At 71.4% G+C, this 22172-nt stretch carries 25 protein-coding genes, 1 tRNA gene and 1 pseudogene; 12 read left to right on the plus strand and 15 right to left on the minus strand.

Annotated features, from left to right (window positions below; translation table 11 throughout):
* The first annotated feature begins 195 nt into the window (after window positions 1-195).
* Window positions 196-1038, plus strand: a complete 843-nt coding sequence (locus tag ACGFSH_RS12120; protein WP_393347476.1) for a hypothetical protein — start codon at window positions 196-198, stop codon at window positions 1036-1038.
* Window positions 1039-1084: 46 nt separating this feature from the next.
* On the opposite strand, the gene ACGFSH_RS12125 is transcribed toward ACGFSH_RS12120, so the two are convergent.
* From ACGFSH_RS12125 to ACGFSH_RS12135, 3 genes are all read right to left on the minus strand, one after another.
* Window positions 1085-1618 carry a phosphoribosyltransferase gene (locus ACGFSH_RS12125; protein ID WP_393347478.1) on the minus strand — a complete coding sequence of 178 codons (534 nt, stop codon included), beginning with the start codon at window positions 1616-1618 and terminating at the stop codon, window positions 1085-1087.
* Window positions 1615-2190: a dCTP deaminase gene (gene dcd, locus ACGFSH_RS12130; protein ID WP_393347479.1), complete on the minus strand. Its 576-nt coding sequence runs from the start codon at window positions 2188-2190 to the stop codon at window positions 1615-1617. Before dcd ends, ACGFSH_RS12125 begins: the two co-directional genes overlap by 4 nt.
* Before the next feature lie 78 nt (window positions 2191-2268).
* Window positions 2269-2460 (minus strand): hypothetical protein, encoded by a 192-nt coding sequence (locus tag ACGFSH_RS12135; RefSeq protein ID WP_393347481.1) that lies wholly within the window; start codon window positions 2458-2460, stop codon window positions 2269-2271.
* Window positions 2461-2733: 273 nt separating this feature from the next.
* On the opposite strand from ACGFSH_RS12135, the gene ACGFSH_RS12140 reads away from it, so the two are divergent.
* Window positions 2734-2807 (plus strand) — tRNA-Gly (locus tag ACGFSH_RS12140).
* 177 nt (window positions 2808-2984) lie between these two features.
* Window positions 2985-4101, plus strand: a pseudogene (locus ACGFSH_RS12145) (IS630 family transposase).
* Between the two features lie 71 nt (window positions 4102-4172).
* Here ACGFSH_RS12145 and ACGFSH_RS12150 read toward each other — a convergent pair.
* The 6 genes from ACGFSH_RS12150 to ACGFSH_RS12175 all read right to left on the minus strand — a co-directional run bounded on the left by ACGFSH_RS12150 (window position 4173) and on the right by ACGFSH_RS12175 (window position 7075).
* Window positions 4173-4550, minus strand: a complete 378-nt coding sequence (locus ACGFSH_RS12150; protein ID WP_393347483.1) for a nuclear transport factor 2 family protein — start codon at window positions 4548-4550, stop codon at window positions 4173-4175.
* Window positions 4551-4640: 90 nt separating this feature from the next.
* Window positions 4641-5234, minus strand: coding sequence for an alkaline shock response membrane anchor protein AmaP (gene amaP, locus ACGFSH_RS12155; RefSeq protein WP_393347485.1), 594 nt, complete (start codon window positions 5232-5234; stop codon window positions 4641-4643).
* Window positions 5235-5244: 10 nt separating this feature from the next.
* On the minus strand, window positions 5245-5937 hold the full coding sequence (locus ACGFSH_RS12160; RefSeq protein WP_393347487.1) for a DUF6286 domain-containing protein: 693 nt from the start codon (window positions 5935-5937) through the stop codon (window positions 5245-5247).
* A complete protein-coding gene (locus ACGFSH_RS12165; protein WP_393347489.1) occupies window positions 5934-6380 on the minus strand; it encodes an Asp23/Gls24 family envelope stress response protein in 447 nt (148 codons plus the stop codon). Before ACGFSH_RS12165 ends, ACGFSH_RS12160 begins: the two co-directional genes overlap by 4 nt.
* Complete coding sequence (locus ACGFSH_RS12170; RefSeq protein WP_351472778.1) at window positions 6377-6604, minus strand: hypothetical protein; 228 nt, start codon at window positions 6602-6604, stop codon at window positions 6377-6379. The genes ACGFSH_RS12165 and ACGFSH_RS12170 overlap by 4 nt, the downstream gene beginning before the upstream one ends.
* Window positions 6605-6640: 36 nt before the next feature.
* The gene (locus tag ACGFSH_RS12175; RefSeq protein WP_393347491.1) at window positions 6641-7075 is read right to left on the minus strand and encodes an Asp23/Gls24 family envelope stress response protein; all 435 of its coding nucleotides are present in this window, start codon (window positions 7073-7075) and stop codon (window positions 6641-6643) included.
* Window positions 7076-7276: 201 nt separating this feature from the next.
* Here ACGFSH_RS12175 and ACGFSH_RS12180 point away from each other — a divergent pair, with 201 nt between their 5' ends.
* On the plus strand, window positions 7277-8083 hold the full coding sequence (locus tag ACGFSH_RS12180; RefSeq protein WP_393347493.1) for a hypothetical protein: 807 nt from the start codon (window positions 7277-7279) through the stop codon (window positions 8081-8083).
* 286 nt (window positions 8084-8369) lie between these two features.
* Window positions 8370-9413, plus strand: coding sequence for a fatty acid desaturase family protein (locus tag ACGFSH_RS12185; RefSeq protein WP_393347495.1), 1044 nt, complete (start codon window positions 8370-8372; stop codon window positions 9411-9413).
* A gap of 691 nt (window positions 9414-10104) precedes the next feature.
* Here ACGFSH_RS12185 and ACGFSH_RS12190 read toward each other — a convergent pair.
* The 3 genes from ACGFSH_RS12190 to ACGFSH_RS12200 all read right to left on the minus strand — a co-directional run bounded on the left by ACGFSH_RS12190 (window position 10105) and on the right by ACGFSH_RS12200 (window position 11715).
* Entirely contained in the window at window positions 10105-10548 is a 444-nt protein-coding gene (locus ACGFSH_RS12190; RefSeq protein WP_393347497.1) for a PIN domain-containing protein, read from the minus strand.
* On the minus strand, window positions 10545-10811 hold the full coding sequence (locus ACGFSH_RS12195) for a CopG family transcriptional regulator (RefSeq protein WP_393347499.1): 267 nt from the start codon (window positions 10809-10811) through the stop codon (window positions 10545-10547). Before ACGFSH_RS12195 ends, ACGFSH_RS12190 begins: the two co-directional genes overlap by 4 nt.
* A 481-nt stretch (window positions 10812-11292) precedes the next feature.
* Window positions 11293-11715, minus strand: a complete 423-nt coding sequence (locus ACGFSH_RS12200) for a hypothetical protein (protein ID WP_393347500.1) — start codon at window positions 11713-11715, stop codon at window positions 11293-11295.
* A gap of 591 nt (window positions 11716-12306) precedes the next feature.
* On the opposite strand from ACGFSH_RS12200, the gene ACGFSH_RS12205 reads away from it, so the two are divergent.
* From ACGFSH_RS12205 to ACGFSH_RS12220, 4 genes are all read left to right on the plus strand, one after another.
* On the plus strand, window positions 12307-12954 hold the full coding sequence (locus ACGFSH_RS12205; RefSeq protein WP_393347502.1) for a hypothetical protein: 648 nt from the start codon (window positions 12307-12309) through the stop codon (window positions 12952-12954).
* Window positions 12955-13193: 239 nt separating this feature from the next.
* Entirely contained in the window at window positions 13194-14264 is a 1071-nt protein-coding gene (locus ACGFSH_RS12210) for a histidine kinase (protein ID WP_393348106.1), read from the plus strand.
* Window positions 14261-14974: a response regulator gene (locus ACGFSH_RS12215; RefSeq protein WP_393347504.1), complete on the plus strand. Its 714-nt coding sequence runs from the start codon at window positions 14261-14263 to the stop codon at window positions 14972-14974. The genes ACGFSH_RS12210 and ACGFSH_RS12215 overlap by 4 nt, the downstream gene beginning before the upstream one ends.
* Before the next feature lie 108 nt (window positions 14975-15082).
* Window positions 15083-16285, plus strand: coding sequence for a serine hydrolase domain-containing protein (locus ACGFSH_RS12220; protein WP_393348108.1), 1203 nt, complete (start codon window positions 15083-15085; stop codon window positions 16283-16285).
* A gap of 427 nt (window positions 16286-16712) precedes the next feature.
* Here the strand turns inward: ACGFSH_RS12220 and ACGFSH_RS12225 are convergent, their stop codons facing one another.
* Entirely contained in the window at window positions 16713-17183 is a 471-nt protein-coding gene (locus ACGFSH_RS12225) for a VOC family protein (protein WP_393347506.1), read from the minus strand.
* A gap of 201 nt (window positions 17184-17384) precedes the next feature.
* Here ACGFSH_RS12225 and ACGFSH_RS12230 point away from each other — a divergent pair, with 201 nt between their 5' ends.
* On the plus strand, window positions 17385-17861 hold the full coding sequence (locus ACGFSH_RS12230) for a DUF5990 family protein (RefSeq protein WP_393347509.1): 477 nt from the start codon (window positions 17385-17387) through the stop codon (window positions 17859-17861).
* Between the two features lie 25 nt (window positions 17862-17886).
* Here the strand turns inward: ACGFSH_RS12230 and ACGFSH_RS12235 are convergent, their stop codons facing one another.
* The gene (locus tag ACGFSH_RS12235) at window positions 17887-19350 is read right to left on the minus strand and encodes a helix-turn-helix domain-containing protein (protein WP_393347511.1); all 1464 of its coding nucleotides are present in this window, start codon (window positions 19348-19350) and stop codon (window positions 17887-17889) included.
* 246 nt (window positions 19351-19596) lie between these two features.
* On the opposite strand from ACGFSH_RS12235, the gene ACGFSH_RS12240 reads away from it, so the two are divergent.
* Both ACGFSH_RS12240 and ACGFSH_RS12245 read left to right on the plus strand, forming a co-directional pair.
* Complete coding sequence (locus ACGFSH_RS12240; RefSeq protein WP_393347513.1) at window positions 19597-20151, plus strand: DUF4232 domain-containing protein; 555 nt, start codon at window positions 19597-19599, stop codon at window positions 20149-20151.
* A 68-nt stretch (window positions 20152-20219) separates the two neighbouring features.
* Window positions 20220-20588: a hypothetical protein gene (locus ACGFSH_RS12245; protein ID WP_393347515.1), complete on the plus strand. Its 369-nt coding sequence runs from the start codon at window positions 20220-20222 to the stop codon at window positions 20586-20588.
* A 63-nt stretch (window positions 20589-20651) separates the two neighbouring features.
* Here ACGFSH_RS12245 and ACGFSH_RS12250 read toward each other — a convergent pair whose 3' ends face one another.
* The gene (locus ACGFSH_RS12250) at window positions 20652-22049 is read right to left on the minus strand and encodes a phosphatase PAP2 family protein (RefSeq protein WP_393347517.1); all 1398 of its coding nucleotides are present in this window, start codon (window positions 22047-22049) and stop codon (window positions 20652-20654) included.
* Between the last annotated feature and the right edge of the window lie 123 nt (window positions 22050-22172).

The raw sequence follows: 22172 nt of genomic DNA on the forward strand, positions 1-22172 counted from the left end.
CCGGGGGCCTCCCGCATGCCGAGTCACCGCCCGACCCCATCGGCCCGATCGGCCCCTCTGCACACAAGGTGACGAACGGCCACCCGTCCGCACCCAATCAGGTCACATAAGCCGCATGTCGCATCACCATGACTACGGAGCGTCAGATAACGTGACCACTCCCTTCCACCTCTACTCGTCTCCCGGGGAGTGCGCGTGAAAGCTCGCTATGCCGTAGGCAGGTCCGCCGCGAAATGGTCCGGCACCGGCCGGTCCACCACCCGCCGCTTTGGCGCAGGTCGCTGGTCGGTGCTCGTCGGCGCCCTGCTGGTCGCCCTCGTCTCCGCGTTCCTTCCGGGGTCGGCCGTGGCCGGCACCGACGACGGCCGGACCCCGGTGGACCACTGGGGCGTGATCACCCGCAACACGATCGGCTCCCCGGTCGCCGCCCTCCGCAACGGCCCGTACGGCTCCTTCGGCGTGGCGGGCACCTCCGCGAGACCGCCGTACGGCCGGGGCAGCCTCGGCATCGAGGTCGCCGACGACTCCACCACCCTGTCGCCGCCCAGCGAGAAGGTCGATTTCGGCAACGAGGTCGACTTCTACGGCAAGTCACTGCTGGGGCTGCGGCGGGTCGGCTTCCACGTGTTCCAGAGCGGCGAGAACGTCACGTACGGCGGCCCGACGAACATGCCGAACATCAGGTTCGAGATCGACCCGAACGTGAACTCCACCGACGACTACTCCACGCTGGTGTGGGTGCCGGCCGCGTCCCCCGTGACCAACGCCTGGAGCCCGTTCATCGACGCCACGACGACCGGCTACTGGTACCTCACGGGCGCCACCGGCACCACGACGGGCTGCACGCAGGCCGCCCGCTGCACCTTCGCCGCGCTGAAGGCGGCGTTCACGACCCGCAACGCCAGGCCGACCGTCCTCACGGTCGCCGTGGGCAAGGGCCGCGACTTCATGTGGATCGGCGCGGTCGACGGCCTCCGCCTCAACGACTACGTCTACGACTTCGAGCCGGACGGCGTCAAAACGCTGCACAAGAGGTGAGGGGCGTTCCCCCGCCCGTCGTGCGCCGACCCCGCCGAGCCCAAGCTCACAGCGCCTCCCTGGACGGCGTGACCGGCTCACCCGCCCCGCGCACGACGGGCAGCACGCTCCACGGGAAGTTGATCCAGTCGTCGGTCCGCTTCCACACGTACTCGCACTTCACGAGCGACTGCGACTTCTCGTAGACGACGGCGCTGCGCACCTCCGCGACGGCGTCCAGGCAGAAGTCGCGCACCAGCTTCAGCGTCTTGCCCGTGTCGGCGACGTCGTCGGTGATGAGGACCCTCTTGTCGGAGAAGTCGATCACGTCGGGGACGGGCGCGAGCATGACCGGTATGTCCAGCGTGGTCCCGACGCCGGTGTAGAACTCGACGTTGACCAGGTGGATGTTCTTGCAGTCGAGGGCGTAGGCGAGCCCGCCGGCGACGAAGACACCGCCGCGGGCGATGCTGAGGATGACGTCCGGGACGTACCCGTCGTCGGCGACGGCCTGGGCCAGCTCGCGCACGGCCGTCCCGAACTGCTCGTACGTGAGGTTCTCCCGCGCCGGCCCGCTGCCGCCGCCCGCGGGGCCGGTCACACCTGGGTCCGGTGGAAGTTCATGAAGGACCGGGAGGCCGTCGGACCGCGCTGGCCCTGGTACCGGGATCCGTACCGCTCACTGCCGTACGGGGCCTCGGCGGGCGAGGTCAGCCGGAACATGCACAGCTGGCCGATCTTCATGCCGGGCCAGAGCTTGATCGGCAGCGTGGCGAGGTTGGACAGCTCGAGCGTGACGTGCCCGGAGAAACCGGGGTCGATGAAGCCGGCGGTGGAGTGCGTGACCAGTCCGAGCCGCCCCAGCGAGCTCTTGCCCTCCAGCCGGGAGGCGAGGTCGTCGGGAAGCGAGATGACCTCGTACGTCGACGCCAGCACGAACTCCCCGGGGTGGAGGATGAACGGCTCGTCGCCCTCGGGCTCCACGAGCCGGGTCAGGTCGACCTGCTCGACGGAGGGGTCGATGTGCGGGTACCGGTGGTTCTCGAACACCCGGAAGTACCGGTCGAGCCGGACATCGATGCTCGACGGCTGCACCATGGATTCGTCGTAGGGATCGATCCGTACCCGTCCGGAGTCGATCTCGGCCCGGATGTCCTTGTCTGAGAGAAGCACGTCCCGAGGATACGCAAGGCGCGCGGAGCCACCACCATCGGACGACTCCACGCGCCCAACCACGAGCCCGTCGGTTTCCTACCGCTCCCCGACGGCCACCGCTTCCTCACGGTGACGCGGGTCGAGGGTCACCGGTACGGCGTTGCGCAACCGGGCGCAGCGAGGACACCGGACGAGCCGCCCGGGACCGAGCCGCAAGGCCTGCTGCATCGGGAACGAAGCGGTGCTGAACACGTGCCCATCGGCACAACGGACGACGGTGCGCTCCATCAAGTCCTGTAGTCCCTTCCCCAAGAGCCGCGTCCGGCTGCTGCTCGCCGGACACCGAAAGCCACATTACGGGACGAACAGAACGACCTCACAGGCGGCACTCCGGCCCCGCCCGGCCCACTTGTACCGCACCACCGTACGCCCCAACTCCGGCCTCGTGTAGCCGGATCCCTCCCCTCGAAACGCCCTCAGGCCCCGGGGCTTCAGCGCCCGAGGCCTGGCATGAGGTAGAGTGACGGAGCGTTCCGACACCGGTCCTGACCGGCGTCTTACGCGGGTGTAGTTTAATGGTAGAACATCAGCTTCCCAAGCTGAGAGCGCGAGTTCGATTCTCGTCACCCGCTCCATATGAAACCCCCAGGTCGATGACCCGGGGGTTCTTTGTTGTCCAGACCGGCAGACGGGGCGCGCACCACATCCGCACCATAAGGGCGTGACTAGTGCTCCGACCGGGATGGTTCGCCGGGCTGGTGGTCGCGACGGTTGGATGTGCGGTGACGTCCGATCCGATCGCTGGAGGCGCGGTGGCTGAGCCTGTCCGTGTACGCAGGCTGACCGACCAGGAGGGGCAGAAGCCGCAGCAGATCGTGCGCCGGGGTAGCACGAGTTCGGTGCGCTACCGGCGCGCGATGATGCTGCTCGCCTCGGCGGGTGGGAACCGGGTGCCGGTGATCGCCCAGTTGGTCCAGGCCGACGAGGACACCGTGCGCGATGTGATCCACCGCTTCAACGAGATCGGCCTGGCCTGTCTGGACCCTCAGTGGGCGGGAGGCCGTCCCTGCCAACTCAGTCGTGACGACGAGGACTTCGTCATCCGGACGGCCGTCACTCGCCCCAGCAAGCTCGGACAGCCCTTCACCCGCTGGTCGATCCGCAAGCTCGCCGCCTACCTGCGAAAGTGCACGGACGTGTCATCCGCATCGGCCGTGAAGCCTTACGGTGTCTGCTCCGGTGCCGCGGCAGCACCTTCCAGCGCACCAAGACCTGGAAGGAGTCACCCGGCCCTGATCGCGACGCCAAGCTCGACCGGATCGAGCGGGTGCTGGACCTCTTCCCGGACCGGGTCTTCGCCTTCGACGAGTTCGGGTCCCTGGGGATCCGGCCCACCGCAGGCTCCTGCTGGGCGAAGCAGGGCAAGCCCAACCGGCTGCCGGCGACCTACCGCCGCACCCACGGCGTCACCTACTTCCATGGCTGCTACTCCGTGGGCGACGACCGTTTGTGGGGCGTCAACCGCCGCCGCAAGGGCACCGCCAACACCCTGGCCGCGCTCAAGTCGATCCGCGCCGCCCGCCCCGACGGCACCCCGATCTACATCATCCTGGACAACCCCTCCGCCCACACGGCGCGGACATCCGCCGCTGGGAAGAAGAACGAGGTCGAGCTGTGCTTCACCCCGACCTACGCTTCCTGGGCCAACCCGATCGAGGCCCACTTCGGCCCGCTGAGCAGTTCACTCTGGCCAACTCCCACCACCGCAGCCACTCCGCGCAAACCCAGGCACTGCACCGCTACCTGCGCTGGCGCAACACCAACGCCCGCCACCCCGACGTACTCGCCGCCCAACGCAAGGAACGCGCCCGCATCCGCAGCGAAAAGGGCATCCGCTGGGGCGGACGCCCCCTCAACACCGCAGCCTGACCAACCGCGAACAGCAGCTCCCGAACGCCGACGGGGCAAGTTCAGGAGAAGGACAGCGACAGAAGGATGACTCAGGAGGCGGACGGCTCGATCTCCCCCGCGAAGACGATGACCTGGTCGATGAGGCTCCGTCGCAGATGGACGACGTCCGTTCCCGCCAGGCGGGGGCCTCCATCAGGCGTGGTGAAGACCCACTGGTACCGGGCCCATTCGTCAGGCATGTCCACCGCTGAGCAGCGCACCATCGTGCCGGTCCCCGCCGGGTGGCGCCGGATGTCCAGCACGAACCGCTCGACCGCCGCGATTCCTTCGCTGCGACCCAACGGTCCCCAGAAGACCACGTCTGAGGTCAGGGCCTGGGAGAGCAGGGCAGTCACACAGCTGTCGTCCGAGGCGTTGAACGCGGAGATGAAGGTGTCGATCGCGGAGCGTGCGGTCTCTTCCTGCATGCCCCAGTAATACCAGCCGTTTCGCGTGCGCTCGTCCCACGAGCCGCCTTCCGATCACGGTGAACCATCCCGGTCACAGCACTAGGGATCTCAGACGGTGTGTTCGGCGCGGTGGCGGGCTTCCCGGAGCCGGACCGTCGAGGGGAGGCGGTCCAGGCCGGCCGAGTCGCGTGCGTGCGCGAGGGTTTGGCGGCTCAGCCGCCCAAGAGCCCGCGCTGGATCGGCGTGAGGCTCCAGCAGCAGCCGCACGCGTGCGGTCGGAGCGGTACGTCGGCCCGTCAGCCGGACACGAGCTCGCGAGACCCCGTCCAGGGCTTGCGCCTCTTCCTCGATGACGTTCTCCAGTGTGCGGCCGTCGAGCCTGGCCGGCGCTCCGTCTCCGCTGTCGACGAGGACACGGTCCAGGCGGTGTCTGCGTTGCGCGAGGAGCCACCACAGCAGCAGGGCCAGCAGCACGGCCAGCACCGCGATCACGGTCGGCCACCACCAGTCCTCTTGCCGCCACCGGGTGCGTCCCCAGGCGCCCAGCACCACGTCGTCCGGCCCGCGGAAGGGCCACCAGCCCGGCACGTCGAAATTCCAGTGGCGCTGCAGATCCAGTGCGCCCAGCAGCACGCCGCCGCCCAGCGCGAACAGCCCGAGGCCGAGAAGCCCGAGCAGCACCCGGTTCACCGTATTGAGCATCAGGATCACCTCAGCCCTTCTTGGGGCGCCGGACGCGCACGGCCAGGGCGGGCTGCCGGGCCAGGCCCAGGGACGCCACGGCTTCGCCCAGCTCGGCGTCCAGGTCCGCGCGGACCTCGTCGAGACCGCGGAAATGCGCCTGGGCCCGGGCCTTCACCTTCCGGCGGCCGACGGCGACCTGTGCCGAGTGGATGCCGGGCACCTGCATGGCCCGGTCGCGCAGAACCAGGGCGGCGGCGCGGCGGTCGAGCCCGGCTCGGACGTCCTCCGTCCCGGGGATGCCGGTGGGCCGCCGCATGGGCAGCAGCCGGCGCAGTCCCGGCGTCACCGCCAGCAGGAAGATCCACAGGCCGAGGGCCATCGCCACCGCGGCCCCGACGATCACCCAGACGTCGTCCAGGGGCCGTGTGGCCAGTTCCTCGGCGAGCCGCCGCCGCCATTCCATCGCGGTGCGGCCCGCCCGCACCGCGATCACGTCGTACAGGAGAAGTCCGACGGCCGCGGCGGACAGCAGGGCTGTCAGGGCCGCGGGAATCCGCCGCGACGACCAGAAACGGCGCGCCGACCGGCCTGATCCGTCGATCGCCTTCGTCGCGCCCTCGGCCGCCCCAGGAGTGCCGTCGGCGGGCGGAGCCGCCGTCTGTCCCGGGCCGGAGGAGAGGTCGCTGCCGCCGGCCGGCTGCCGCGAGGCGTGCGCGCTCATCTCACCCTCTCCCGGTCCGTGTGCCGCGTATGAGCCGAGTGCAGGCGCTCGACCGACACCGCGAGGTCGGACACCTCCATGCCGGCCCATGCCCTGACCCGTTCGGTGACCTCCCGGCGCACCGCGGCGCACTGCTCGCCGATGTCGGACGGGTAGCCGAGCTCGACGGTGATGTGCAGTCGTGCCTCGCCGAGCACCGCCCGCAGTCCGGCGGCGGACTCGGCGTCCCGTGCCGCGCCGGTCGGTTCCGGCGCCTGCCGTACGGAAGTGCTCACGTGCGGCGTCCGGCGGCCGGGGGGTACGTGGCCGGACGAGTCGGCGAACCGGCTCAGCGTCTCGCGCGCCACCCGGGCAGCGATCTTCGCGACGACCCGGTCGGTCACGGCGGTCGCTCCGCGCTCCCCGCGGGGGACGCCCGGGCGCTCATCGGCTTCGCCGCTCACCGCCGCCAGTCTCCCCGAGCCTGTCGCCGGTCGTCACGGATCCGATCCTGCCGGTCCCGGCGGCGGACGAAGTCGCCCGGTTCGAGATCCCCCTCCGTGAACCGCCCGATGACGAGACCGACGAGGCCCAGCACCAGCACCAGCAGGAAAGCCCAGAAGTCACCGAAATACGCGGCGAACCCCAGCGCCATTCCGGCCATCAAGCCCACCACGGCCCTGCTCATTTCGCGCTCCTTCACTCAAGCGGGCTGCCGCCCCGGCTACTGGATCCGCTGCCGCTCCTCCCCTTGGTCCTCTTCGTCGTCCGGCAGTTTCACGTCGCTGACCGTGATGTTGACTTCCACGACATCCCGACCCGCCATCCGCTCCACGGCGGAGATCACGTTCTCCCGCACCGCGGCGGCCACGTCCGTGATCGAGACGCCGTAGTCGACGACGAGCTCCAGATCGATGGCCGCCTGCAGCTCTCCGACCTCGACGCTCACCCCGCGCGTGGCGGACTTGCCGCTGCCGGCGCCGGGCATCCGCTCCCGCATGGATCCCATCGAGCGGGCGAATCCGCTGCCCAGGGCATAGACGCCGCGGACGTCCTGTGCCGCCATTCCGGCGATCTTCTCCACCACCACATCGGCGATGGTCGTCCGGCCGCGAGAACCGGGCGCAGCGCCGAGCCTGGCGCCGGTGTTCTCAGTCATCGGGATATTCCTCCCTCGCGAGGCCACAGAGCACTCATCACTCGGATTATAGTCTTTTTAGTACCTTTTGCCCGAATGTAGAGCGTGAGACAGGGTGGTCCGACGAGAGGCCTGAGACGCCTATCCCGAGCTCACGCGGAACTCCGGGCAGAGCGCCGCGGGAAGAGAACCGCGACCGTGGAGAAGAAGGGAGCGAGGCAGGTGACCGAGGCGTGGACGCAGGCAGTACGAAGCCAGCTCGGCCTGGGCCGGCTGCTCCCGCTCGGCGGGCCCCACGACGGGACGTGGATCACCGAGCAAGCGGCCGTCCAGGCCCTCGGGCGCACTGCCGCCGAGGTCCCCGGTGTACGTCTGGAGTCCCTGCGCATCGGGTCGGCGCCGCTCCAACCCGTGTCCGAGCCGGCCGTCCGTCCGCCGGCCAGCGCGCTACCGCCTGGCCCGCTCACCATCGATGCCGCCTTCGCCGCATCCCTCGTGCGGCCGCTGCCGGAGACCGCCGACGAATTGAGGAGCGCGCTGCTGGGCGCGGCCGCTGAACGGCTCGGGCTGGCCACGGTGACGGCTGACATGCGCGTAACGGATCTCCTTGAGGTTCCGGAGGCGGGCATGACGTCTCCGACCGCGGCGACGGCCATGAGGCCCACGCCGGAAGCCGCGGCCGCGCAGGGCTCGCCCCCGGTGACCGAAACAGGGTCCATGCGGGGACTCGTCGGGGAGCTGGCGGACATCGCAGCGGGTGTGCCGGGCGTCGCCCACCTCACCGCCGTGCTGGGCAGCCGCCCGGTCAGGGTGGAGGACCATGATGATCCACCCGGCCGACACATCGAGGTTCACCTCGCGGTCGCCCCCGGACACCATCCATTGCAAGTCGCCCGCGCCGTCCGGGAGGCGGTGGCCGAGGCAGCCACCACTGACACCCCGGGCCCGGTCACCGTCGCCGCTCTCATCACGGAAACCGCGGCCTGGCGACGGACCTCGCCGGTCACCGTGATGAGTGCCCCTCAGTGATCAGCCGGGCCCCCCTTCATCGGCCGTCCCCGGTTCTTCCCTCAACGTGCGCGCGCGGACCGCTCCGCCAGCCCTGTCCTGCCGCGGTGTGAAACCTGCCTGGCAGGGAACCCGCATGCGGACGAAGTGTGCGCTGCCGTCGACAGACGAAGCAGACGTCGTCCTTGCTCCGCGGTCGCGCGATGTGCATCCGCAACGGCGGAAGCGCGTCCCTGCCTGTGGGCCGGTCTCAGCAACTTCCGAGGCGGCGCCTGACCATCTGCCTTCTTCGGAGAGATTCAGAAACATGACCAGAAACACCACGGTCCGCCCCCCGCCCTCGGAGACGTCCGGCAGTGACTTTGCCCGGTTGTCGAGAAAGATCGCTGATGCCGGCCTACTGGGGCGCCGTCCCGGCTATTACGCAGTGCGGATCACCGTGGTGGCCGCGCTCTACGTCGGCGGGTGGGCCGCCGTCGCGCTCATAGGCGACAGTTGGTGGACGCTCACCGTCGCCGGCTTCCTGGCCGTCGTCTTCGGCCAGGTCGCCCTGATCGCCCATGACGCGGCCCACCGCCAGGTGTTCCGGCGGCGCCGGGCCAGCGAGGTGTCCGGCCGGATCGCCGGTGCCGGTGTCGGGATGGGCTACGGGTGGTGGCAGGACAAACACACCCGCCATCACGCCAACCCCAACCATGAGGAACTCGACCCTGACCTCGCCCCCGACCTGCTGGTCTGGTCCCAGGATCAGGCCCGGGCCGCCAAGGGGCTCCCCCGCCTGATCGGCCGCTGGCAGGCGTTCCTGTTCTTTCCGCTCCTCACGCTGGAGGGCTTCAACCTGCACGTGTCGAGCATGAAGGCGCTGGCCAATCGTTCGCTGAAGCACCGAGGGCTCGACGGGGCGCTGCTGTTCGGGCACTTCGTCGTCTATCTGAGCGTCCTGTTCTGGCTGCTGCCGCCCGGCATGGCGATCGCCTTCCTCGCCGTCCACCAGTGCCTGTTCGGCGTCTACCTCGGCTCCCTCTTCACGCCCAACCACAAGGGCATGCCGATCCTGACCGGCGAAGACCGCCCGGACTTCCTGCGCCGCCAAGTGCTCACCTCGCGCAACGTCAGCGGCGGCCGGCTCACCGACATCGCATTGGGCGGACTGAACCACCAGATCGAGCACCACCTGTTCCCCAGCATGCCCAGCCCCAACCTGCGCAAGGCCCGGACCATCGTCCGGCGCTACTGCGAGGAGCTGAGCGTGGACTACGTGGAGACCGGGCTGATCACCTCCTACCGGCTGGCCCTCACCAGTCTCCATCAGGCCGGAGCACCGCTCAGGCACCCGTACGTCCCCGCCTAGAGAGGCGCTGCCGCAACCGACGGCGAGCGATCCGACGCCTCAGGTGAGCTACAGCCCAGCTCCGAGGCAGCCGAGTACGAGCAGGCCGAGCGGCTGCCCTGTCTCTGCGGTACAGCGAGTACGGCAACCACGACGACTGCAACTGGCCGCCAGCACCCTTCAATGGCCAGCTGAACAGCTGTCGCGACCTCAACGACCTCTGGGCCGAGAGTTCGGGACGAAGGGGTCGTGCCAGAGCCGTGCCGGATCGTGCGGGGAATCGCGGGGAATGGCGGGGCCCAGGTCATCGGCCAAGTCAGGTCCCGTAGCCGGACCACCGGAGGTCAGCGTGGCAACCATGCGCAGAGAACTCAAGCGTCCCAAGCCGAGAGCGCGACTTCGATTCTCGTCACCCGCTCTTCTTGAAGCCTCAGGTCAGCGGCCTGGGGCTTGTTTCATTGGGGGAGTCGTTGCTGCGTTTTGCGAGTACTCCCGCACGGCGAACTCGGGCGCACAGAGGGCACGCACCCTGAGAGGGCGCCCCATCACGCCGCAGCGCGGCGCTGACCTGCACTTTGGTGGATGAGTCGGAGGCTAGACCACAGCCCGCGTTCCTGGGCGCGATGAGGGACGCCCGTCCCGCACGTGCTTCTTCATGGACGGCGCCCGAGCCCCTTGTGGAAGAGGCCGCTTGACCGCCGAAGGCCCTGCGTCAGAGCGGGAGGTCGTCGGGGAGTACCCGGAACGCCTTGTAGCTGCCCAACGGGCGTACGGCCCGGAAGTCTCGTCGGTCGAGGGTGAGGATGGCGTCCGTGTCATAGTCGGCGGCAAGCGCCACGTTCACCGCGTCGGCGAGGTCGAGGTCCAGCGCGCGGTAGCGGACACGGACGGACTGGGCGGCGGCAAGGTGGTCCTGCGTGATCTCCGGCAGGACGACACGTCCGCGGCTCATCCAGCGCCGCAGGTCGTCGACCGCGCTGACGGCAGCCTCCCTGCCGAGTTCGCGCGTCGCCACGTGATCCAGCTCGGCCAGCAGGAGCGGGGACATGACCAGCAAGCCCGCCGCCATGATCGCCTCGTTCGCCGCCGCGTGCTCCGGATGAGCCGAGTCCAGGGCTGCCAGAAGGCCGGACGTATCGGCGATGACGATGATCACGTGGCTGATCCGGAGTCCGGGCCGGTCTCGCGCCGGACGGCCTCGGCGACCGTGTCGCGGACTTCCGACTTGGACAGGGTGCGACCCGGCCCCTCGAAGGTGCGCGAGAACAGCGGCTCGTCCCAGACCCGGTTCGCCATGGCCGCAAGATGGATGCCCTGGCGGATGATCTCGGCCTCGCTTATACCCCGGCGCTTGGCGGCCTCCTTGATGATGGCCAGGTCCTCGGGATCGGCGTAGACGTTGGTGCGCTTCATGGACATGTACCAACCGTAGTCCATGTACCGGATTGATGTATCCGACACTTCTCCCTGTGTCCCGTTGCCGAAGACCAGCCGAGCCGAGCTCACAGGCCCCGTCCGGGTGCCAGACCGTTCCTGGGGAGAGGGGGATGTCATGGGGTTCGGTTTCCGTGTCGGTGTGCCCGGGATGAGTGTGCGGGTCTCCACTCGTGGAGTGCGCACCTCGATCGGGCCACGTGCGGCGAGGCTCAGCGTGGGCAGTGGTGGCGCCAGGATGTCGATCGGACTCGGCCCCTTCTACGCGTCGAGTTCCCTCGCCGGCAATCGACGGGGCACGAGTACGCGGCGTACGACACCCTCGGTCAGGGATGGGCGGACGGCCTCGACGGCCTCGCCCGCATCCGCAACCACACATGGCCTCGGTCGATGGCCTGGGGGTTGTCTCAACAGGTCGGCGTGTCTGTCGAGCGCGGAGTGCCCAGGCTCCCCGCGGTGACGGGCGCTACGCGGCGACAGGGCGTTGTGCAGGGCGGCGCCAAAGGCGGCGGCGGCTCAGCCAGACGTACGCGGCCATGGCCAGCGAGCCGCGCGCCATGAAGTCGGCCCACAGGGGGAGGATTTGGGCGGTGTTCCACGCCCCTGGCAAGCCGCACAGAAACACGGTCGTGAGCACACCTGCCACCGCCAGGACGAGCACGTAACTGACCCGGGCCGTGCGGTTCCGGCCAAGCCAACTGCCCAGCGGGCCTGAGGCAATCTGCACCACCACGTGGAAACCCACGCAGCCGAACACGACCGCCGCGAAGAGCACGAAAGACGGCATGTCCGCCGAAGGGTCATGGGTCGGAGCTGCCCCGTACGCGTCCACGACCCAGGCCGACGGCACGAGGACGGTGAGGAGAAGCAGCGCTCCGCTCAGATGCATCGCGGCGAGGTGTGCTCCCGCTCGACGGAGCACCGTCTTCGTACGGCTCGTTGTAGACGTCGGCTTGCGACCTCCTTGCCTCATGGTCCCCCCTGGACCTCTCGCGCGCTCTGCCTCACCGCGACACCGGCGGCACAGTACGTCCTCGCGCTTCTGCAGCAACCGCCCGTCTCGGTTTCCGTCTGGCTTCTTGGGTTCAGTCCCGTGTCGTCGGCAAGCCGGGAGACAGCACTGGCGATGAGGCGGCGTGCTCCGCGCAGGCAGCCCACCGGCTCTCGCCGCGGGCGTCCACGACGCGAACGCTCCACTCCGCGGGAGCGGGGCATGGTGCGCCCCAGGAGCATTCGCCCCGCGCCGCTGCCGTGCCGACGCGGTGGTGGTCTTCCCTCCACCGGTCCAGCCATTGAAGTTCCATGCCCCACAGTGAAGCCAATGTCCGACGAGCATCGCAATGCCAGGGAACGAATGCCGGGGACGCGCAGACTTGGCGTGGCTGCCGGCCGCTGGGCGCTCGGCGCCGATCGCCGCAGGCCGGGGCCCCTTCCCCGGCGGCCGGCCCGCCGCCGGGGGCACCTGGTTATGCTGCCGCGGATGAGTGCAGTGAGCATGACGAAATCGCAGGGCGGGGCCGTGGGCCGGGGGGCGTATTTCCTGTTCACCCTGGCCGTGGTGGGGGTGGGGTGGCTCGTTGCCGCGCTCAACACCGGGATCGCTTACCTCGCCCTCGGGATGGACGTCGTCCCGATCGTCACGGGCCTCATCGGGTGCCTCGTCTTCGTGGTCCTCATGCGTTTCCTGCACCACGCGTGGTGGCTCGCCGCGCTCTCCGTGCTGCCCGCGGTGTTCGTCCTCGTCGGGTCGGTCCAGTACGCCCCGGAGGCCGCGCTCGACCATCGGGGCGTGCGGGCGGACGTGCGGATCACGGCCGACAGCGCCGCCGCCGGCGGCACGAACCACCGGTTCACGCTGACCCGTGCGTCGGGCGGCGCGTTCGAGGAGACCCTCGACTACGCCGGGAGCAACCCGGACTGGGAGGTCGGCGACCGGCTCACGGTCGTCAGCGACCCGGAGGGCGTCGTCCCTCTGGAGGCGGCGTCCGACGTCGACCCTGGTGGCCGGCTGGCCACTCTCGTCATGGGCGTCGTCGGCTGGACGGCCCTGGCGCTGCCGGCCGGCCGGCGCGGTTTCGTGCGGCGGCGCGCGCGGGCCGACGCCCCCACGGTCCAGGACGCCGGCTGAGCCAGGGCTTCTCCGAACCAGGGCTCCTGTGAACCAGGACGTCTCTGCGTCCCGTCGTCTGCCGAGGTCCGTTCGGCGTTACCGTGGGGCGGCTTGGTTCCGCCGCGGCCGGAACTGGCTTCCATGTGAGGGGACTTGGGGTGGGCGGGGTGCGGGGGTGGTGGGGCCGGTGGCGAGAGCTCGCGGCGGAGAAGCCGTTCGTGGTCGACGTCGGGATCGCCCTGCTGGTGCAGGCGGCGATGACGATGCCGTTCGTGGTGCCGCGCCCCGCGGATCTTCCGCCGGCGACGTGGCCCGCGTACGGGCTGACCACGCTCACCGTGGTCCCGCTGGTCTGGCGCCGGCGCGCTCCCGTGCTCGTCCTGCTCGCGGTGATCGCGGCCAGCGCGCTGTACAAGCTGACCCTCGACGGGCCCGGCCAGCCGCTGCCGTACACCGGGCTCGTCATCGTCTACACGATCGCCGTGCTGGCACCGCCGGCCCGGCGGCTGGCCAGTGTGCTCCTGCTGCTGGTGGCCATCCCGGCGTCGGTGGGGCTCAACACCCGCTCGGCGCGTGAACTGACCTTCGCCTTCTTCGTGTTCGCGGCGGCCTACGTCTTCGGGCGGCTGACGGACGCGCGCCGCCGGGCGCAGCGGGTGGAGGCCGAGCAGGCCGCCGCACGGGAACGGGCCCGGATCGCACGGGAGATGCACGACATCCTCTCCCACGCGGTGAGCCTGATGATCGTGCAGGCGGAGGCCGGGCCGGTGGCGGTGCGTACGGCTCCGGAGCGGGCGGAGGCCGCCTTCGACGCGATCTCCGAGACGGGCCGGGACGCGATGGTGCAGTTGCGCCGGATGCTGGGGGTGCTGCGCGAGGGCGGCGACGGGACGCCCGAGGGCTCCCCGCGTTCACCGCAGCCGGGCCTCGCGGGGCTGCCCGACCTACTCGACCGGGTACGGGCCAGCGGGCTCGACGTCGGGTACGCGACGACGGGGGCGGCGCGGCCGCTGCCGGACGCGGTCGGGGGCGCCGTCTTCCGGATCGTCCAGGAGGCGCTGACGAACACGGTCAGGCACGCGGCCGCGCGCACCGTGTCCGTCCGGCTCGCCTACGGGGCGCGGGAGTTGTGCGTCGAGGTGGTGGACGACGGGCGCGGCCCGCGCTCCGGGGGCGGGGGCGGTGGCGGGGGCCATGGGCTGGTCGGGATCCGCGAGCGCGCCGCGGCGCACGGCGGTACGGCGGCCGCCGGACGGGGCCCGGACGGCCGCGGCTTCCGGGTGCTGGCCCGTATCCCGGTACCGTCCGTGACGGGGGTGACGCGTTGACGATCCGTGTGGTGGTGGCCGACGACCAGGAACTGGTGCGCAGCGGCTTCGCGATGATCCTGGACGTCCAGCCGGACATCGAGGTCGTCGCCGAGGCGGGAGACGGAGCGGAGGCGGTCGAGGCGGTGCGCCGGCACGGGGCCGACGTGGCCCTGCTCGACGTCCGGATGCCCCGCCTCGACGGGATCGAGGCCTGCCGGGCGATCACTGCGGCGGGCGTCTGCCGGACGGTGATGCTGACGACCTTCGACTCCGACGAGTACGTGTACGAGGCGCTCCACGCGGGCGCGAGCGGATTCCTGCTGAAGGACGTGCGCCGCGACGATCTCGTCCACGCCGTACGGGTGGTGGCGCGGGGCGACTCGCTGCTCGCGCCCTCCGTCGCCCGGCGCCTGGTCGAGCAGTACACCCGGCCCGCCGCCCGGCCGCCCCGGCCCGATCCCCGCCTGGACGAGCTCACGGGGCGGGAGCGCCAGACGTTGCTGCTGCTCGCGCGGGGCATGTCGAACGCGGAGATCGCCGCGGAGCTGGTCGTCAGCGACCACACGGTCAAGACGCATGTCGGCAACGTGCTCGCCAAGCTGGGGCTGCGGGACCGGATCCAGGCGGTGATCTGCGCGTACGAGACGGGCCTGGTCGCGGCCGGGGGGACCCCGCCGGGGGGGCCGTCCGGGGGATCGTCCGGCCCGTTTCCTCCCCCGCGCCGGTGAGGAAGTGAGCGGGCAGGACCGCCTGTGCGGGTGATCCGCCAGGAGCCGCCGGTCAGCAGGATGAAGCCATCGGGAACGACGGCCGATCCTGTGGAGTTGATCATGAAGATGAGGAACACGACCCGCGCGCTGATGTCCACCGCGCTCGTCCTCGGCGCCGCGGCGGGTGTCGCGGCGGGGCCGGCGGTCCTGCCGGCCGCCGCGACCGGCGGGTCGACGGCGGCCTCCCCCGCGTGTCCCGCGCCGTCCTGGCGGGGCGCGCACGCCGAGCCGGCGCTGGAGGCGGCCCTCGCCTGTCTGCCGTCGGCGGACGCGACGGCCGCGCTGGTGCGGGTCGGGGGCCGCGAGGGCGTGTGGCGGGGCAGTTCGGGCGTGCACGACCTGGAGAGCGGCCGCCCGGCCGATCCGGCCGCCCGTTTCCGCGCCGGTTCCGTGACCAAGGTCTTCACGGCGGCGGTCGTCCTGCAACTGGCCCGCGAGGGCAGGGTGGCCCTCGACCGCACCGCCCGCTCGTACCTGCCGGAGCTGATCCCCGCGTCGTACGGAGGCGTGACGGTCCGGCAGCTGCTGAACCACACCCACGGCATCCCGGCGCCGGACTTCCCCGGCACAACGGTCGAGGAGTGGTACGCGAACCGCTTCCAGCGCCACGAGCCCGAGGACATGGTCCGCTCGGCGGTGTCGAAGAAGCGTGAGTTCGCGCCGGGCGAGCGGCAGCACTACCTCAACATCGGCTACGTCGTCGCCGGACTGATCGTCGAGCGCGTCACCGGTGACTCGTACGAGCACCAGGTCGCCCGCCGGATCCTGAAGCCGCTCGGCCTGCGCGACACGTACGTCCCCGGGACGGACCCGCGCATCGTCGGCCCCCACAACCACGGCTACCAGACGATGACGCTGGACGACGGGACGACCGGTTTGCGGGACGTGTCCGTGTGGGGCACCACGGACGGCTGGGCGGCCGGTGACATCATCTCGACGACGGCTGACCTGGAGCGGTTCACCCGGGCCCTGTTCGGGGGGCGGGTCGTGCGCGGTCCCCTGCTGGAGGAGATGTTCACGCTGCCCAAGGTGGCGGACCTCAAGAGCGGCGCCCCGGCCGCGTACTCCGTGGGCCTGTCGATGAAGAAGCTGGGCGGCCGCGAGGTGTGGGGCAAGACGGGCGGCCGCTGGGGTTACAACGCGGCCATCGCCTCCACCCGCGACGGCTCCCGCACCCTCGTGTACAGCGTCAACTCGACGAACGCCAAGGGGCAGGACATGAACGAGGTGGCGCAGAACATCATGGTGGCGGCGTACGGCAGGCCGTAGGTGCGCCGGCCGCCGCCCCTCCAGCCGGCGCCGTCTCCGGCGGCCGCAACCCCCGGGCGGCCGCCGACGCAAGACATCCCGTCAGGCGCGAAGTCGATCCTCTCGACCTCCTCGCGGGCCGTGGCGTCCGGGGCCCCGGACGGGTCGAGCGAGGTCGTCCGGTGGCCCGGCGCCGGGCAGCTGATCCTGACCAGCACCGGGCCGAGGCGGTCGGCGACGTACTCCACGAGGGTCGTCTCGCCGTGGCCGGGAGGAGAGACGAGCAGGAGCAGTCCGCCGGTGACGCTGGACCCGCCCCGCCCGCCGCACCCGCCCCGCAAGGAACTCCGACGCCGCCGGCAGCCTGGACGGCGAGCGCGCGGCGGGCGAAGCCACGGCGCGGCGGCCGGGCGGGACGGGGCCGAGCGGGGTCGGCCGCCGCGCGCGCTCAGGCGGAGGCGCCGGCGTCCTGCGCGGAGGCCGCGAACGTCTCGGGGCCCTGCTCCACCGCCGCCGGGTCCATCCACATGACCTGCCAGCCGTGGCCGTCGAGGTCGTAGAAGCTGCGCGCGTACATGAAGCCGTGGTCCTCCGCGCCGTCCACCTCGGTGCCCCCGGCCGCGAGCGCGGCGGCGGCGACCTTGTCGACCTCCTCGCGGGACGCCACGCTGAAGCAGTACAGCGCCAGCGTGTGCGTGGTGGGATCGGCCAGCGGCAGCTTGGCGAACTCCGCGAACTTCTCGCGGCTGAGCAGCATCACGAAGGCGTGCTCGCCGACCAGCATGCAGGCGGAGGACTCGTCCGCGAATTTCGGGTTGAAAGCGAACCCGAGGTCCGCGAAGAACGCCTTGCTGCGGCCGAGGTCCGCGACGGGAAGGTTCAGGAACAGCATGCGGCCGGGGTGCTCGGGGTTCGTCATGGCGGGTCTCCAGTCGGCGTATCGGTGACGTACGCCCGGTAGACCGGGGCGGGCGGCGGAACTCATCGGTGAAGCGTTACGGCCGCCTGCCGGGCCGTGTCCGGTCCGCCGACGTCGGTCGCCGTCTCAGTGACAGGAACCCGGCGACGGCGAGAGGGACCGGGCGACGGGGGTGGCCGCGGGGGCGGGATGATGGTGGGTATGCGTATTCGCATCGACGCCGTCGATCTGCCCGGTCTCACCCTTCCCGGATCCGCCGACGGCGAGGTGCCCGCCCGCGACAACGTCCATGTCGCCGTCCAGCGGCGGGACCGTCCGGCCGAACTCCTCGACCCGCAGCCCGGCGACGCGCCGTCCGCGACCTGGACCCTGGAGTGCACCGCGAGCACGTCGGCGGACGGCACGGAGGTCAGGGGGCCCTATGTGCAGGACCGGCTGGGGCGGCGGTTCGTCTACCTGTCGTGGGGCACGGTGGACGCGTCGGGCGTCTTCTCGATGTTCCGCCGCGCCAAGCTCATGCTCGACGTCGTCCCCGACGACGTGCTCGCCGCCGCCGCGCGCGAGGGGCTGCTGGTCGGACGCCTGGGCCTGACCGACGCGCGGGGCGGACCCCTGTGCGCACGGGTCGAGCCGCCGCACATCACCTGGACCGCCGAGCGCGCGGGCCAGGCGTATTGACCCGGGCGGCCGCCGTGCGCCGGGCTCAGCCCGTGTCGCCCTCCACCCTCAGCCACTCGGTGCCGCCGAGCAGGTACTCGTGGAGGGGGCGGCCCCGGCTGCCGCTGGTGCGGAAGGGCTTTCCGTGGTCGTCGATGCGGAGGGTGCCCTGGCGGCCGCCGCTGGACCACTGGAGCTCCACGTACCACCGCACGTCGTGGGCGCTGACGTGGGCGGTGAGGTACAGCACCTCGGGATCGGTCCGGCTGACCTTGTAGGGGACGCCGCGCTGGCCGGCCCGCGGCACGACGGCGGGGTGGGCGTCGTCGAGGTCCGTGGCGAACGACCTCGTCTCCACGCCTCCGCCGCAGCCCGAGGAGCCCTCGTACGCGTTCCACGCCGGGGGCGCGGCCGAGTCGACCACGCGGACGTGCAGGGACTCGATGACGACGGTTTCGTCGCCGGTGCCCTGGACGGTCAGGGCGACCCGCTGCCCGTCGGCGGCGACGGCGCCCTGCGACTTCACCCAGCCGGGCACGTCCTGGCCCATCACCGGCGGCGAGACCTGGCCGGGCGGCCGGTCGATCAGGTACCTCGCCTCGCACTGCGGGTCGTCCCAGGCGTAGGTGCGGGTGCTCACCGTCAGCGGAGCCGCGATGTCGCCGTGCGGGGCGCGGCCCGAGGGCGCGGCGTCGGCCGTTCCGGGGGACGGGGAGGGGCTCGACGGCGCCGAGGGGGAGGACGAGGGCGAGGTGGTGGGCGGGGAGGAGGCTTCCGGGACGGTGGAGGCCACCTTTGCGGGGCGTCCGGCGTCGCCCGCGCGGTCTCCCGTCTCCCGGTCCCGCAGGTCGAGGGTGAGCGCGGTGGTCACGGCCAGGGCGAGGGCCGTGCCCGCCGCGATCAGCGCCCATCGTCCGCGAATGTGCCGGAGCAGCCCGGGCGTGGGACGGGCGGGGAGGTGAGCGGGGAGAGGGGTCGCGGGGGTCGCCGGCTGCGGGGACGGCTCGGGCGTGGGGGTGGGCGGGTCACCGGGGTCGTTCGACGTCGTGGGCCCGCTCGGCGTCGTCGAGCCGCTCGGGGTCGTCGGGCCGCTCGGCGTTGTGGAGCCGTTCGGCGTCGTCGGGCCGCTCGGCGTCGTCGGGCCGCTCGGCGTTGTGGAGCCGCTCGGGGTGGGCGGGGCTGTCGGGGGGTCTGCGGGCGGTGCCGGGTCGGGGTGCGTGGTGTCCGGGCGGGCGGTCGTCGCGGCGCGGCGGGCGCGTTCGCGTGCCGCGTCGGCGAGGATCCAGCGCCGGTGCAGTTCGCCCACCTCCTCGGGAGTCGCCCGGCACACGCGGGCGAAGCGGGCCACGGCCGCGTTGTCGCCCGGCACCCCGGTCCCCTTGCAGTACCGGTGCAGCGTCGAGGTGCTCATGTGCGCGCGTTTCGCCAGAGCTTCGTAACTCAGCCCGGACCGCTGTTTCAACTCGCGCATCAGCGCCGCGAAATCAGCGATCTCTTCGCCCGCCGCCACCGGTCCCCCATTTCGTCCGACATCCCAGGAGGTTCACGTCTTCCCAGGTGAGTGCCCGTTCGCGCATCCCGGCGTCCCGAACTTCCCCGCGGAACGGCGGACGGGACGCCGCATGGCGCAGGCTTGAGCCATCCAAGCACGGCGCCGCACCGGACACGGTGCCCGGCCCCGTCCAATGGCCTTTCCCCTGACCGCAGTTCCGGCGCGCCCAGCCGCACGCCGCCGATCTCAGAAAGCAGTTCCTCCATGCGTAACGCCACTCGTCGCCCCGTCTCCCGCCCGTCGGCCTCGTCCATGGTCGTCGCCGCCGCCGCTCTGGCGCTGATCGGCGTCCAGGCCGCCGGGCAGACCGCCGCCGCCGCGACGAACAAGGCCGCTTCGGCGGTCACCTGCACCACGGCCAACACCAAGCTGACCGTCACCGAGGTGTCCCGCCCGATCAACCACCTGCTGCTCAAGGCCACCAACACGGGCACGAAGCCCTGCTACGCCTTCAGCGCCCCCGACCTGAGGGCCGGCGCCGACGCGCAGGCAGTGATGGCGTGGGCCGACGAGACCACGCCGCAGGCCGTGGTGACGCTCGAGCCCGGCGAGTCCGCCTACGCGGGCATCCTGACGTACTCCCCCGACGGCGAGGGCGGCGCGAAGGAGAAGACCCTGGGCGTCTTCTTCACCGACCGGAACGGCCGCGCGACCGGCGCGGAGAAGACGCTCGGCCTGCCGAACGGCGGCGTGTTCTTCAACAGCGCGGCGACCGTCACCTACTGGCAGGACAACGCGGCCGACGCCCTCTCCTGGTAGCGGCGCCGGGATATCGCCGGGCGGTACCGGAACCGTCTGTTCCCTCGAGGTGCGGGCACGCGGTGCTCATGACACTCGCGCATGCTCTGCCGACCGACGCCTCCGGGTGGTGGATCTTCCTGGGAACCTTCGCCCTCTACGCGGCCGTGCGCTGGTTCCTCGCCTGGCGGCAGGCCCGCCGTGACGGGGACCGGCACCCCGTGCGGGCCGCGTTCGCCGAGGAGGACGAACCCGTCCCGTCGATGACGGGCGGGTTCCGTTCCTACCGTCAGTTCTTCGGCTGCGTCGGCAGTGCCGTCGTCGTGGTCCTGGTCGCCGGGCTGACGGCGGGACGGCTGCGTCTCGCCCTGCTGTGGACCGTCGTGCCGGTGCTGATCGCCGCGCTGGCGTACGTGGACTTCCGGCAGGCCCGCAGCGCAGGCCCGAGCACCCCGTGACCGGCGCGGGCCCGGGGCCGCTCCCGTGCAGGGGGCGGGGTCCCCGCGGCCCGCGGGCGGGGGTCACGCCGGTTCGGGCAGCGGCTCCCGTTGGCGGGGCACGGTGGAGGTCGGCTCCCAGGCCGCCGTGGTCCGTACGTAGGCGTAGACGACCGAGACCATGGCCAGGACCAGCAGGGGGCCGTAGAACCACGGGTGCCGGGCCATCTGAAGGGGCAGGAAGCGGTACGACACCAGGAGCGCGGTGAAGACGGCCGCGCCGTGGGCGACCAGCAGCACGCCCGAGCGGTCCCAGCCGCGGTCGTACGCGCGCAGGGCGCCCTCGATCGTGAGCGTGAAGACGACGCCGGCGATCAGGTCGGCGCCGTAGTGGTAGCCGAAGCCGAGGGTCGCCGCGAGGGTCGCGACCAGCCAGAACGCCCCCGCGTACCGCAGCGCCCTCGGTCCCTTGCGGGTGTGGATGAAGATCGCGACGGCCCATGCCGTGTGCAGGCTGGGCATGCAGTTGCGGGGGGTGACGCCGTCGAAGGGCATGGAATGCGGGGCGCCGACCGGTGAGAGCGTCTTCGGCCACAGGTCGGCCACCGCCCACTGCACGCTGGGGTGCGACTGCGTCCACAGGCTGACGTCCACCCAGTGCTCGGTGCCGTTGCCGTACGCGAAGAGCGGCCCCACCACCGGGAAGATCATGTAGAAGGCCGGCCCGACGACGCCGATCGCCAGGAAGGTGCGCACCAGATAGTGCTTCGGGAAGCGGCGTTCGGCCGCCACGTTGCGCAGCTGGTAGAGCGCGACGACGACCGCGGCGACCGGCAGCTGGCCGTAGACGAAGTCGAGGAAGTTGAAGCCGACCGAACCGGTGGCCGTGACGATCCGGCCCATCAGCCAGGACGGGTTGCCCAGGGCGTGGTCGGCGGTCGCCACGTACTGGTCGAGCACCATCGGCCGGGTCTTCGAGGTGATGAGCAGCCAGGTGTCCCCGGTCTTGCGGCCGGCCATCAGCAACAGGGCCAGTCCGACGCCCTTCAGCAGCAGGACGCGCTCGCGCCCGGTGCGGCGGGTGACGGCGAGCACCGCGCAGCCGAGCGTCACCAGCAAAGCCCCGTTGCCGAACGGGTGGCCCTCGGTCACCTGTATGCCGGCCGCCCACCGGACGGCGAAGAAGACGAGGTCGATGCCGAGGGCCGCGCCGAGCGCCACGAACCGCTGCCGCCAGGGCAGGACCACCAGCATCAGCGCCATGCTCGCGTACAGCAGGCCGCCCGACTTGGGCGGGAACACCACTTCCCGCACCTGCGCGGTGAGCGGGCCCGGCAGTCCCAGATGACGTGCGAGGAGTTCGAGCGCGACGAGGAATCCGAGGACCACGACGCCCGCCGCGGCCGTCACCGTCACCCGTGGCCGACGCCCGTCGGGGGTCGCACTGCTGCTCTTTATTCGCGCGGACGTCCGCGGTGGCATCGGTATCAAGTCTCTGACCAGTGGTGAGTTCCGGCGGGCTGGGTCGTTCTCCCGCCGAAGGGCGGCTTTGTCCGTGAAGGGCGGGCAAGGGGCGTTCGTCGCGAGATCGAACATGCTATCGGA

The sequence above is a fragment of the Streptomyces sp. NPDC048481 genome (assembly GCF_043200075.1).
Taxonomy (GTDB): domain Bacteria; phylum Actinomycetota; class Actinomycetes; order Streptomycetales; family Streptomycetaceae; genus Streptomyces.

Coding starts and splice junctions, on each gene's coding strand:
- ACGFSH_RS12135 (WP_393347481.1), bottom strand. CDS start 2,460: ATGGAGCGCACCGTCGTCCGTTGTGCCGATGGGCACGTGTTCAGCACC.
- ACGFSH_RS12150 (WP_393347483.1), bottom strand. CDS start 4,550: ATGCAGGAAGAGACCGCACGCTCCGCGATCGACACCTTCATCTCCGCG.
- amaP (WP_393347485.1), bottom strand. CDS start 5,234: ATGCTCAATACGGTGAACCGGGTGCTGCTCGGGCTTCTCGGCCTCGGG.
- ACGFSH_RS12160 (WP_393347487.1), bottom strand. CDS start 5,937: ATGAGCGCGCACGCCTCGCGGCAGCCGGCCGGCGGCAGCGACCTCTCC.
- ACGFSH_RS12170 (WP_351472778.1), bottom strand. CDS start 6,604: ATGAGCAGGGCCGTGGTGGGCTTGATGGCCGGAATGGCGCTGGGGTTC.
- ACGFSH_RS12175 (WP_393347491.1), bottom strand. CDS start 7,075: ATGACTGAGAACACCGGCGCCAGGCTCGGCGCTGCGCCCGGTTCTCGC.
- ACGFSH_RS12185 (WP_393347495.1), top strand. CDS start 8,370: ATGACCAGAAACACCACGGTCCGCCCCCCGCCCTCGGAGACGTCCGGC.
- ACGFSH_RS12195 (WP_393347499.1), bottom strand. CDS start 10,811: ATGTCCATGAAGCGCACCAACGTCTACGCCGATCCCGAGGACCTGGCC.
- ACGFSH_RS12200 (WP_393347500.1), bottom strand. CDS start 11,715: ATGCATCTGAGCGGAGCGCTGCTTCTCCTCACCGTCCTCGTGCCGTCG.
- ACGFSH_RS12205 (WP_393347502.1), top strand. CDS start 12,307: ATGAGTGCAGTGAGCATGACGAAATCGCAGGGCGGGGCCGTGGGCCGG.
- ACGFSH_RS12210 (WP_393348106.1), top strand. CDS start 13,194: ATGACGATGCCGTTCGTGGTGCCGCGCCCCGCGGATCTTCCGCCGGCG.
- ACGFSH_RS12220 (WP_393348108.1), top strand. CDS start 15,083: ATGAGGAACACGACCCGCGCGCTGATGTCCACCGCGCTCGTCCTCGGC.
- ACGFSH_RS12225 (WP_393347506.1), bottom strand. CDS start 17,183: ATGACGAACCCCGAGCACCCCGGCCGCATGCTGTTCCTGAACCTTCCC.
- ACGFSH_RS12230 (WP_393347509.1), top strand. CDS start 17,385: ATGCGTATTCGCATCGACGCCGTCGATCTGCCCGGTCTCACCCTTCCC.
- ACGFSH_RS12240 (WP_393347513.1), top strand. CDS start 19,597: ATGCGTAACGCCACTCGTCGCCCCGTCTCCCGCCCGTCGGCCTCGTCC.
- ACGFSH_RS12245 (WP_393347515.1), top strand. CDS start 20,220: ATGACACTCGCGCATGCTCTGCCGACCGACGCCTCCGGGTGGTGGATC.
- ACGFSH_RS12250 (WP_393347517.1), bottom strand. CDS start 22,049: ATGCCACCGCGGACGTCCGCGCGAATAAAGAGCAGCAGTGCGACCCCC.